Below are 12,006 nucleotides of genomic sequence, written 5' to 3'. Positions count from 1 at the left end.
GCCGTCACGGAATTGCTGCGTGCCCAGGAATTCGTCGCGGCCCTTCCCTTTCTCGCCGCAAGGGCGTCGCACGACCTGGTCGCACGGTCCGGCACCGCCGTGTACATCAGGCTCCGGGAACGGAGCGGGGGCCCCGTGCTCGTGTCCGCCGCGGAACGCGACAGGCTGTGGCGTGCCGTGGAAAAGCGTCTGGGTGGGGCCGCCCTCGGCGCGGGCGACAGGGCCCGGGCCGTCGCCTGGCCCACGGCGCAGCACATGGCCCGTCCGGTGGTCCGGCGGCACCGGGGCGCCCTGCTGATCCGCGCCACACCGGCGCTCGGCGACTTCCTGCTACGTGGCGCGGGCCCGGCTGCGGATGCTGCGGGAGGAACTGGGCACCGACGGCCTGCTGCGCGCGCTCGCCCGGCGCACCGCCCCCGCCTCGTTCCCCGGCGACGACGGGTCGCGTCACCGGACGGGCCGGCGGACCGACATGCACGGGGAGGCCTGATCCGGTGCCCTCGATGGAGATCCTGAGAAGCGAGGACCCCCGGCGGCTGGGGCGGTTCCGGCTGCTGTCCCGCATCGGCGCGGGCGGATTCGGAGAGGTGTTCCTCGGACAGGAGGAGCCGGGCGGCCGGGGGCGGTTCGCCGCGGTCAAAATCATCCGTACCGATGTCGCCGAGTCCGAGCGGCTCAGGCCCCGGTTCCACAGCGAGATCGAGGCCGTCGACCGGGCCGGCGGCGAAGGCATTCCCGAACTCCTGGACGCCGACCCGGCCGCCCGCCGCCCCTGGCTGGCCACCCGGTACGTTCCGGGCCCCTCGCTGCAACGGCTGGTCGACGACGCCGGCCCGCTGCCGCAGACCACGGTGCTCGCCCTCGGCCGCCGCCTGGCCGGCACGCTGGCCGCCCTGCACGGCGCCGGGCTCTACCACCGGGACCTGAAACCGAGCAACGTACTCGTCACCCCGGCCCGCCCCTGGATCATCGACTTCAGCCTCGTACGCCTCGTCGCCAACCTCAGCCTGACCGTCACCGCGGACGCCATGGGCAGCTTCCAGTACGCCGCTCCCGAGCAGGCGAGCGGCCTCGGCCGCGCCCGGGGGCCCGCCGATGTCTTCGCCTTCGCCGCGACGCTGCTCTTCGCCGCGACGGGGCATCCCCCCTACAACGGACGCAACCAGTTCGACATCCGGCTGCGCGCCCTGACGGAGCCACCGGACATCACCGGCCTGCGCGACGGCCCGCTGCGTGAACTCGTCACCGCGTGTCTCCGGTTCACCGACACCGAGCGCCCCTCGATGGGCGACGTACGCGCCGGGCTGGCCCACGCGACGGACGCGGACCACATTCCCTACCCGCCCACGGCGCTCCATGTGTTCGGGCGCCATACGGACGAGCTGCGTGCCCTTATCGGGCCCCGCGCCGACCAGTTGGCGCGGGAGGAGACGGGGGAGCGGGAAACCCGGCGGGCCCGGGGCCGGGAAGCGGGCCGGGAACAGTGGAGCCCCGGGAACCGGGCGGACGACGGCCTCGCGCCGACCGTGCCCGCGTTCGTTCCGGTACCGGCCCCCGTTCCGGTACCGGTGCCCGCACCCGCGTCCGTACCCGCGTCGGAGTGGGCGCAGGCATCCGCGGCGGAGCCCGCACCCGAATCGGCCACCGGTGAGCGCTGGGTCTGGCACTGCCACGACTGGTTGCGCGTACCCCCCTGGCTGATGGGGGACATGGTGCTGATCGCCACGGCGGGCGGGGTCCTGTACGGCGTCGAGTACCGGAGCGGGCGGCCCCTGTGGCGCCTGGACCTCGGTGCACCGGTGCGGGGCGGACTGGTCCCGGCGCGGGACGGGGTGGTTCTGGGCGCCGCCGACGGAGCGGTGCACCATGTCCGGCCGGCCGCGGCCGGTCCCGAGCACGCACGGCACCGGTTCTCCGCGGGAGTGCACACGGTGGGCCGATCCGGCGCCCCCGGCGACGATCCGGACCGGCTCTTCGTCGCCGAGGGACGGAGCGTGCGCGTCCTCGACCTCCGTTCCGGGAACTGCGGCTGGGCCGTCGAGGACGCAGGAGTTGTGACGGGACGAGTGGTGGTCGCCGTCGGCACGGTGGTCTACCGCACCGATCGCGGCCAGGTGGTGTGCCGGCGGATGGACGACGGGAGCCGGCTGTGGGACGTGCATCCGCGTGCCGCCGGCCCGGCGGGGGTGACGGCGCTGGAGGACGCCGTCGTCGTGCCGGGGGCGGACGGCACGGTGACCGCCCTGTGCCGTGCCACAGGAGAGACGGTGTGGGCGGCGCCGGCCGGCGGCACCGTGCACCTCGCCGCCGTCGGCTGCGACGGGGCTGTCGTGGTCGCGACCACGGAGGGCTCGGTCACCGCGCTGGGCGCCGAGGACGGCCACCCGCTGTGGACGGCGCCGGCGACCGGTGGGGCGGCGCCACGTGCCCTGGACGTCCTGGTGGACGGCTCCGCGGTGTGCGTCGCCGACCAGCGCGGGATCCGGCTGCTCGCCGTCGACGACGGCCGCCTGCTGAGGCGCTGGGAACTGTCTTCCGTCTCGGGACTGCGTCCGGCCGAGGAGGGGCTGATCGCGGTCGGACTCGACGGCGCGGTACGCCGGCTGGCCCTCGGAGGGGGACTCCGTCCGGCTACTGGCTAAATCAAGTCATATCTCTCCATCATGTGATGTACGCGCATTTCAGGAAAGAGAATGAAAGATTCTGCCTTTTCCTCGGATAATGGGGAGAGCGCCCCACTACGATCGCTGACACATCATCAGTTCGTAGGCCATGACCAGGGGTTCTGTACCCCGGGGTGGCAGCGGGGACGGCGGTCCGAGGGGGAACCGTGCACAACGACAAATGGCCGGACACAGGGCCGGCACCCATGAACGAGGGCCCTTCTGCGACCCGTGGGCGCCGCGGGTGACACGCGTCCACCACGACGGACCCGAGCGCGGCCGGCCGTGGCCCAGGGATGCCGGGCACCCCGCCGCCGGGCCCCCCGGACACTGCCCCGTCTGCTGGTCGGGCGGTGCCGGACGGCGGTGCGGAGTCTGCGGCCGGGAGCCGGAGACGACGGCGGCCGCCGGTCCGGCGGCACGGGAAGCGGAGATCGCCGCCTGCTGGTCCTGGGACATGTCCGCGGCCGTTCTCGCGACCCGGTGCCTGGCGACCGACGGCCGTTCCCGCGGAGCGACGCCGGGTGGCACCGTCGACCGCCGGCTGAGTCCTCTGATCCGCCCTGCCCCGGCGGCGGCCGTACGCGGTCCAGGCCCCTTCGGCTCCCTCGATCCGTTCGACCCCTTCGGCTTCCTCGACCCGCTCGGCGCGGGGGAGCGGAGGGACGCCGGGGCAGGCAGCCCAGCCGGTGCCGTGTCCCTGCTCACCGCGCTCACGGCCGGCGAGTACGACGCCGTCTGCGTCCTCGGCATCTCCACCGCCGGCCTGGCCCTGCGGGAGCTGGGCCGTTGCCCGCAAGGAACCGGGTGGACGCACAACTCCCCGAACGGCGACGTGCAGTGGCCGGACCTCGTGCCCTGGCTGCCCGCGGCGGCGGTGGAACGCGCCTTCCTGCTGGCCGGCGGTATCGGTCTCACGCCTCCCTACGGAACCCATGGGGTGCCCCGGGCCACCGACGAGGCGTGGGAGCCTGCGGTCCGCCGCGCCCTCGCCACCACCCTGGCCCCCCTTGACACCGCACGCGCACAGGGCCGCGCGGTGCCGCTGGTCCTTGTCGGCCAGGCCCATGGATGGCGCTGGCCGGGCTACGCGGCGCAGGTCCTGACGACCAGGGCGCCGGCGGCGGCCCGGATCCTCCTTGACGCCTCCGACCCGCGCTCCCTGGACGACATCGTCCAAAGCGTCTGCCGCCAGGTTCCGCTGCGGCACGGCTACGCCCTGCTCACCCGGCCCGCCCCGGGAAACTCACCGGACCAGGGGGCGGACACCGGTGCCCGCATCCTCTTCCCGGGCGGTACGACGCTGCCCGAGGAGGGCGAACTGTTCTCCTCCGTCGAGCTGTTGGCGGAAGCGGGCGAAGACGGACGCGGGAACGCGAGTACGCGCGTGGATACGGGCGCACGTTCGGACGGCGATTCCCGTCCGTATGCCGACGCCGATTCCCGCACGCGGGACGGCGTGTTCACCCTTCCGCTGGTGACGGCCAGGGGCGCCCGGACCGAGGACTGGCCGGTGCTGCGCACGGGGCGTGCGCGGGTGCGGCCCGGACGCCGGACCACCGTCACCGTCGCCCTCGACAGTTACGGACAGCTCCGTTTCGCGGCCCCGGAGTTGTTCACCGAAAGCCGGACCGGACGGACGCTGCCGCATTCCACCGACGCGGACGCGTCCTGGCCCCGAGCCGCCGCCGATGTACTGCTCCTGCTCGAACTCGGCGGTGCCCGGGCCGAGTCCGAGCGCCGCGTCCGCTTCCTGTGGTCGGTGCTCCACCGGCTCGGCGCCGCCGGCCCGCCGGACCCCGGGGCGGGCCGCCCCGGCGGGGAGATCCCCAAGGCCCCGGCGAGCCTGCGGATCGGGCTCGTCGGGTACGAGGACCACAAGGTCCTGCCCGTGCGAGCGGAACCGGAAGGCGACTCCGTGCTGAGCGTCTGGGGCCCCGGCTCCGCCGAAGCCGCCGCCGAGGCCGTCCGCCGGTTCCCCGTACGGCCCGTACAGCACGACTACGGCGCGCCGCTGGAGGACGCCCTGCACGCGGCCGCCCACTGGCGGCACTGGCGCGACGGAGCCCGGCACCTGCTGCTCGTGCTGGCCCGCAGGCCGCCCCACCCCGCCCGCCAGCAGTCCGACCTCAGCCTGCCCTGCCCCGGTCGGCACGACTACGAGGAAGCCCTGAACCGGCTGCGTACGGTGGCCTGTCCCGACCTGACCGTCATCGGCGTACGCGATGCGGTGGCCGTGGACACCTCCGGACGCTGGCGTCCCCAGACCCGTGAGCGACTCCGCCACATCTGGCGCGACCTCGGCCGCGACCACCTGTTCACCCTCGGGACACACACACCCGAAGACGTCGCCTCGTGCGTCAACCACGCCCTGGGACGCCCCGCCGAGGCCCACGGGCTGCTGACCGACCCCGCCACCGCACCGGCGGCCCCCGGGACCGCCCGCGGCCATGGCGCGCGCGTCGACCCGTGGGCGGCGGTACCACCCAGCCAGAAGGACAGTGAGCACCATGACTGAGAACAAGCCGGACGAGCCCCGGTTCCCACCGTCGGAAATGATGAGCAAGACCTACGAGCGCAACGCGGTGGACGAGGAGGCCGGCTACACCGGCAGCGAGCCGGCGTACGCAGCTCCGGTCGAGTTCACCCCGGGACAACAGGCGGGGGAGGCGGAGACACGGATCGGAGTCTGGGGCGGCCCGTCCTCGGGCAAGACCACGTTCCTGGGCGCACTGCGGCTCGCCGCGCTCGACCCGTCCGGTCCGTACGGCCGGTGGCAGGTGGTGCCGTCCGACGACGTGTCGGAGACATTCCTGGTGGAGACGGCACGCGAGCTGGCGATCGACAAGGTCTTCCCCGGGGCCACCCAGGTCGTGCGCTCGTACGCCTGGCGTTTTCGCGGGGACCTCAGCGGCACGGCCTTCGGCAGGCGACGTCTGTGGCGCAAACGGCCTTCGAACCGGCTGGAGTTCGAGCTGAGCGTGCTCGACGTGCCCGGCGGCGCCTACCAGGACCTCAGGAGCGACGGCCTCGCCGCCCGGAGCATCGATCACCTGGCCAGGGCCCAGGGACTCGTCTACCTCTTCGACCCGGTGCGCGAGGCGAAGGACAGAGACTCGTTCGCCTTCCTCAACGGCGCCCTGACCCGGATCACCCGTCTCTGCATGCAGGAGAACCGGCTGGACGGCCCCTATCTCCCGCACCACCTCGCCGTCTGCCTCACCAAGTTCGACGACCCGGAGATCTTCCACCGGGCCCGGCGCGGCGGCTGGACCGACCTCGGGCCGAACGGAGTGCCCGTGGTGTCCGACCCCGCCGGCTTCTTCGACTGGCTCGCGGACGACCTGCACGGCAGCACCATGCGCCTGGTGGGGCAGACGCTGCGCGCCAACTTCCATCCCTCACGCCTCCACTTCTTCACCTCCTCGGCGATCGGGTTCGGCACCCTGCCCGGTGGTTCCGTCGACCTGCGGCGCTTCGGGAACGTCAACTTCGTCGACGGGGAGGAGCGCATCGTGGGCCCGCTCAGCCCGTACAACGTCATGGAACCGCTGGTGGCCCTGCTGCTCGGTATGCGGAACGGAGGCCGGCCGTGAACGACGCGTTCACCGTGGAGGCACTGTGGGCCTGGTACGGCAAGAAAGCGGACTCGCTGGCCGAGTACGACGTGATGCACTGCACCGGAGGCGCGCCCCGCCGCGCGACGTTCTCCGAATACATCATCGCGGCGAGCCTGGGCAATCCGCCCTCCGCGGCGGCCGTGCAGGACCGGCTGCCCTGGATCTCCGTAGTGGGTATGCCCTTCACCGACCAGCTGTGGACCGGCATCTCCGTGATGGAGACCTCCACCTTGCGCGACGGCGCGAACCGGGCCGTCACCCCGACCCGCTACCTGCTGATCGACTCCGCCGAACTGGTGCGCCGGAGGGTGGAATACACCAACCTGTGGGACGCCGTCGCCCCCGTGCGGCTGCCCCCGGAGCACGGCGGGAGCGTCGTGCTGGAGGTGCCCCCACCGGCAGGTGAGGGACTGGCGGAAGGCCTGGACACCATCGCCGGCCACGTGCCCGGCACCGCCGCCGGGACCGGGCAGCGGCGAGTGGCTCCCGTGGACTGGGCCGTGTCCGTGGCCGCGCTGCTGCTGTGCGGCAGCCCCGTCGTCATTACCGGGGGAGGCCGGCTCGACGCGCGGGCCCGGCTGGCCGTGTTCGACGCCGTCGTGGGCCTCCTGCCGTACGGGGTGCGCAGCGGGCTGCGCGTGGGCAGCTGCGTCGACGGGGGTGACAAACCGCCCACCCAGCTGGCTTTCGGACCGGAGCACACGCCGTCCGCCCGATGCGTCCGCCTCGGCACCCTCCCACAGGTTCCGGCCGGTCCTCCGGAGGACTACCGGCGTCAGCTCGCCCGGCTGATCGGGGCCAGGGGACTCGACGCGGTCGTCATCGGGCTGCGCGGACTCGACGCGCCCGTCGCGCCGGCCGACCACGGGGCGCTGCTCGGCGCCCTCGACCGGCTGGACCCGTTCCATGCGGCGGTGAGCGCCGTCGAGGCCGGGAAGCAGTCCGTCCGGGTCGTGGCCGAGGGGCTGAACAGCCTGACGGACGGCGAGAACACGGACTCCGACGGCTTCCTGCGGCTCGTCGAGTGCGGGATCGCGTACGCGGTCGACCCCGGGGGCCGGGAGCTGCACGAGGCGCTGCACCGCCACTGGACGCACGAGAGGACCGGACCGCGGGTGTCCGCGCTCATGGCGGAAGTTCTCCTCGACGTGGTGCTGAGCGGTGCCTCGCGCGCGTTGGACAGCGCCTCGTGTCGTGCCAGGCTGGACGCACTGTGGAGGCTGGTCGAACAGTGCCGGAAGGAAGCCGAGGTACTGCGGCTGCTGCCCGGCCCCGAACAGCCGGCCGACGGCCGGCGCCTGGGGTACGCGGTCGACTGTCTGTGCCTGCTGGGCCCGGACAGGATGGCGGACGGCCGGGCCGGCGCCGTGCGCGCGCTGTGGGACACGCGTCGGCTCACCCTGGAAGTGCTCGCGCGGGAATCGGCCGACCCCGCGCGGCTCGTGGACTGGCTGACCCCGCTCGCACCGGCCGCGCACGAGGCCCCCGCCTGGCTGCGAGCCTGGGCCGTGCTGTCGGGGCGCGAGGCGGGGCAGGTCTCTCGGGCCGAACCGCGTCCCACCGCCGAGGACGCTGTCCATGTACTCACCGCCACCGTCCGCGCACGGCGGCCCGACTGGACGGCGGAGGCCGTCGGGTGGCTGTGGCCGCAGCTGTATGCCGTCGCCGCCGAGCCCGGGGACGGCGGACGAACGGGCGAGGACGGAGCCACCTTCAGGTTTCCCCTCCTGGGACGGAACCGGGGCGGATCGTGGAAACCGTCCTCGGCCGGGGCACCGGGGATCCCGGAGAACCCGCGGACTCCGGAGCGTCTGCCGGTCTCCTCGCATCAGGCCGCCTCCGCCGACCGCGCGGACCCGGCCGCCCCGTTCGGCCCTCCGGACGCGCGTACGCTGAGGGACCTGCTCACCGCGGACCCGGACGTGTGGCAGCACTGCAGGGCGCAGGCCGACGTCCTGAGCTGCCTGGTGGGTGTCTCTCCCGTCGGGCCCCCGTGGCGCGAGGCGGCGTGCGTCACCTACGCCCAGAGCCTGCACCGGATCTTCCGGGACAGGAACCTGGAGCCTTTCCTGTACCTGCTCGTGGACGAGCTCGCCGGACTGGTGCTCGACGAATTCCGGGGCCGGGAGGGCGGCATCGTCCTGACGGTTCTCCTCCGGGTGCCGCACGAGGCGGCCGCCGCGGACCTGCGCCGGCGCGTCGCCGCCCGGGAGGAGGAATGGCGACGACGGCAGGAGGACTGGGAGCGGGAGCGTGCCGTCCATGCCCAGCGGCTCTCCGAGCGCGAAGCCGCCCACAACGCCCAACTGCGCGCCGCCCGCCAGCCGCAGGAGAGCCAGGCAGCGCAGAAGGCCGCCCTGGAACGGCCCCCCGGCACAGGCCTCGCGACCGGAACGGGCCCCCGCCCCGCCACGGCGGCCCCCGGCCCCCATGTGGGCCACGGACGTCCACCCGCCCCCGGCGGCGCCGGCCGGAGGGGCGAGGGGCCCGGCACGCTGCAGGAGTTCGTCCGAGCCGCAGCACACGTCGGCTCCTCCCGGGACCTCGCGGCGATGTGGGCGCCCTTCACCCTCGAGCTGGAATCCGCCGCGGGCCGCGAGGCCCTCGAAGCGGCCGGCCGCTGGTGGGAGAAGGCCCAGGACGGGGAACGCGCCACGCTCTTCGGTCATCTGGAAGGCACGCTGCTCACCGAGCACCGGTGCAGCGTCGACGTCACCGCGGACATCCTGCACGAAATCAGGCGTCTGATCATGGTCGGCCTGGCCTCCGGCCACAGCGGCGGCGGATGGCAGGCGGGGCCGGTGCTCCGGGAGGCGAAGCGGGACCTGCGCGCTCGCCGCTCGCGGGTGCGTGAACTGCGGTGGATACGGCTGCTGGCCCACGTGAACCTGACACCGCGAACGCCGCGCAAGCCCAAGAAGTGGAACAAAGGGAGCACCGCCCGATGAGCAACAACCGTTCCCGGCCGGCCCGGCGCGTACTCGCCGTGGTGCTGGCCACCGCCTTCCTCACCCTGGGGCCCGCGCTGAGCCCCTTCGCTCCCGCCCGTGCCGCGGACTCCGGCGACCTGGAGCGGTTCCTGGACTCGGTGGTGGGCACCCGTGGAGCCGGCTACGCGATCGTCGTCGACACCTCACAGTCCATGGCGAACAACGGATCGTACGACAAGGTCCGTTCGGTACTTCCCGCGTTCCTCGAGTCCCTGCACCCCGAGGACCTGGTCTGTCTGATCCCCTTCAGCGAGAGCGCGCGCACCTGCGACATGGTCTCCCGTGACGAGGCGCTCGCGGAACTCGACGAGGCGCTGCCCGCCACCCCCGACGGTCCCGCGTCCAACTTCGGGCGCGCCTTCGAACAGGCACTGGACGGACTGCAACGGGCCGGCACCGACGTCGGCGGCGTGCTGCTGCTGTCCGACGCGCAGATGCACGCGCCCGACGACGTCAAGTACCGGGACTTCACCGCGAGCGGCTGGCCCGCCCTGCGCAAGCAGGCCTCGGGCCTGCCCGCCGACCGCACCCTGACCGGCTACGGCATCGCCCTGGCCCCCGGCGCCGAGGTCGAACAGGTCCTGGCCAAGGTGTTCCCGAGCCACCGCATGCTCGACGCGTCGGGATCCCGGACCCGGGAGGCGATGACGGCGGCTCAGGACGACACCCGTCTGCTCCAGGCCGCCCGGGCCGTGACCGGGGACAAGGGCAAGGGCGTGGCCGTCTCCTGGCCGGACGGGTCCGAAAACGGGCCGGTGCCGGCCGGGTCGGGCCTCCGTCTGCGGCTGACGGCCACCACCGACGCGCTGCCCGTGCGCGTCACCGACCTGCGGATCGAAGGACTCCCCGAGGGCGTCGAACCGACCGGCGGACTGCCCCGCTCGGTCGACCTCCGGCCGGGGGAGAGCCGGGACATCGACGTCACGCTCAACTCCACCACCGCGCAGCGCAAGGGGTGGGGCAGCGGCCCCCGTACCGAGACCTGGCAGTTGTCCCTCGACGGCCGGGTGAGCACCCCGGTGGCGCGGGCCTCGGAGCGGTTCGTCGACCGGCAGGCCCGGCTGGCCACCGCCCCGGCCGGAGAGTCCCTGGCGGTACGGGGGACGGCGCAGGTCACCGTCGACCCGGTGCGCTGGGCCGCCGCACTGGGCGCCCTCCTGCTCGTCCTCGTCCTGGCGGGCGTCGTGCTGCTGCGCCGGTACCGCCCGGTCCGGGGCACGCTGTCCGCCGAAGGAGTCGACACCAGGGAACCCGTGCGGATCCCTCTGCAAGGACGCGGCGAGGTCACCGTGGACCTCTCCCCACTCCTCGAGGGCGACGGATCGGTCAGGATCCGCAGTGTCCCCGGCCCGCTCCGCGAGCAGCCGCCCATCCGGCTGCGCTGTCGCACCGCCGACCGGCCGGAACGCGAGATCGTCTGCTCGCCCGGCCAGACCGTGCTGCTGTGCGGCATCGAGTTCCACTACACGACGCTGCCCGCGCAGCGGAGATGACCGGTGCCCACCGCCCGGCAGAGGCCGCACGCGACGTTCCCCGGAGGTTCCGCGAGGCCCGCCGCCGGGCGGCGCGTCGCCGCTGCTCACCTGGGGGATCAGCGGTGGCGGGGTGTCACATCCCCTTTTAGCTTCGGCACATGACCAAACGTCACCTCACTTACCTCACCTGCAGCGTGGTCGTCCTGGCGTCGGGCATGGCGGCCACGCCGTCGACCGCCCAGCCCACCGTGCACCGGGTGCGGCCCGGCGCATCGATCCAGAAGGCCGTGGACGCCGCGAAGCCGGGGGACACCGTCGTCGTCTCGCCCGGCACCTACAAGGAGAGCGTCGACATCACCACGCCGGACGTCACCCTGCGCGGCTCCGGTGCCCACCGCACCGTCCTGGTGCCCGACACGGACGCCGACCGGGGCGCCTGCGCCGAGGCGGGCCACGGCATCTGCGTGACCGGCACGGACAAGACACCCCTGGAGGACGTCACCGTACGCTCGTTGGCACTGCGGGGCTTCACCGGGAACGGGCTGTGGGCCACCGGCACCGACCGGCTGCGGGTGCGGGGCGTGACCGCCGAGAAGAACGGCAAGTGGGGCATCGCCGAGGAGCGTTCGGTGCGCAGCGTGCTCAGCCACAACGTGGCCCGGGAGAACGGCGACGCCGGACTGTTCCTGGCCAACACCACCGACACCGAGGAAGGCGCCCGGGACGCCCACAAGACGGTGATCCGCCACAACCGCATGCTCGGCAATCGCGTCGGCGTCATCGTGCGACGGCTGCGGAACCTGACCGTCGACCATAACGAGGCCACCGGCAACTGTGCCGCCGTGTTCGTGGTGGGCGACGAGCCCAAGCCCGTCGCGGGCGACCTGCGGGTGACCCGCAATCACCTCCACGCCAACAACAAGCACTGCGCCGCCACACCGCGGCTGCCCTTCCTGCAGGGCGCGGGCATCGTCCTCACCGGAGCCGAGGACACCCTCGTGGCCGGGAACCGGGTCGAGAACCACAAGGGCACCTCCCCGCTGTCCGGCGGCATCGTGCTGTTCAAGAGCTTCGAGGGCTCCGCGAACGAGCGCAACACCGTCCGCGACAACCTGGTCACCGGCAACAGCCCGGCCGACCTCGCCAACCGGGACACCGCCACGACCAACACGTTCAGCGGCAACACCTGCACGCTTTCCGAGCCCGCCGGCCTGTGCTGAACACCCCGCCGTGCCACTGCCCCACCCTTCAGCACCCC

7 protein-coding genes are annotated in these 12,006 nt (G+C 73.5%); all 7 read left to right on the top strand.

The genetic code is table 11. The features are described from left to right. The first annotated feature begins 334 nt into the window (after window positions 1–334). The 7 genes from ACFYQA_RS28460 (at window position 335) to ACFYQA_RS28430 (ending at window position 11,968) form a co-directional block, all read left to right on the top strand. Window positions 335–490, top strand: a complete 156-nt coding sequence (locus ACFYQA_RS28460; protein WP_388923644.1) for a hypothetical protein — start codon at window positions 335–337, stop codon at window positions 488–490. Window positions 491–503: 13 nt separating this feature from the next. Beyond that, on the top strand, window positions 504–2,642 hold the full coding sequence (locus ACFYQA_RS28455) for a PQQ-binding-like beta-propeller repeat protein (protein ID WP_388923641.1): 2,139 nt from the start codon (window positions 504–506) through the stop codon (window positions 2,640–2,642). A gap of 265 nt (window positions 2,643–2,907) precedes the next feature. After that, window positions 2,908–5,181: a hypothetical protein gene (locus tag ACFYQA_RS28450; RefSeq protein WP_388923638.1), complete on the top strand. Its 2,274-nt coding sequence runs from the start codon at window positions 2,908–2,910 to the stop codon at window positions 5,179–5,181. Beyond that, window positions 5,174–6,259, top strand: a complete 1,086-nt coding sequence (locus ACFYQA_RS28445) for a hypothetical protein (protein WP_388923635.1) — start codon at window positions 5,174–5,176, stop codon at window positions 6,257–6,259. The genes ACFYQA_RS28450 and ACFYQA_RS28445 overlap by 8 nt, the downstream gene beginning before the upstream one ends. Then, window positions 6,256–9,231, top strand: a complete 2,976-nt coding sequence (locus ACFYQA_RS28440) for a hypothetical protein (RefSeq protein ID WP_388923632.1) — start codon at window positions 6,256–6,258, stop codon at window positions 9,229–9,231. Before ACFYQA_RS28445 ends, ACFYQA_RS28440 begins: the two co-directional genes overlap by 4 nt. Further along, window positions 9,228–10,766, top strand: a complete 1,539-nt coding sequence (locus ACFYQA_RS28435; protein WP_388923629.1) for a vWA domain-containing protein — start codon at window positions 9,228–9,230, stop codon at window positions 10,764–10,766. Before ACFYQA_RS28440 ends, ACFYQA_RS28435 begins: the two co-directional genes overlap by 4 nt. A 140-nt stretch (window positions 10,767–10,906) precedes the next feature. Next, entirely contained in the window at window positions 10,907–11,968 is a 1,062-nt protein-coding gene (locus ACFYQA_RS28430) for a nitrous oxide reductase family maturation protein NosD (RefSeq protein ID WP_388923627.1), read from the top strand. Window positions 11,969–12,006: the final 38 nt, after the last annotated feature.

It is taken from the genome of Streptomyces sp. NPDC005774 (assembly GCF_042871645.1).
GTDB lineage: Bacteria > Actinomycetota > Actinomycetes > Streptomycetales > Streptomycetaceae > Streptomyces > Streptomyces pratens.
This window is presented reverse-complemented; position numbering and strand designations above follow the sequence as displayed.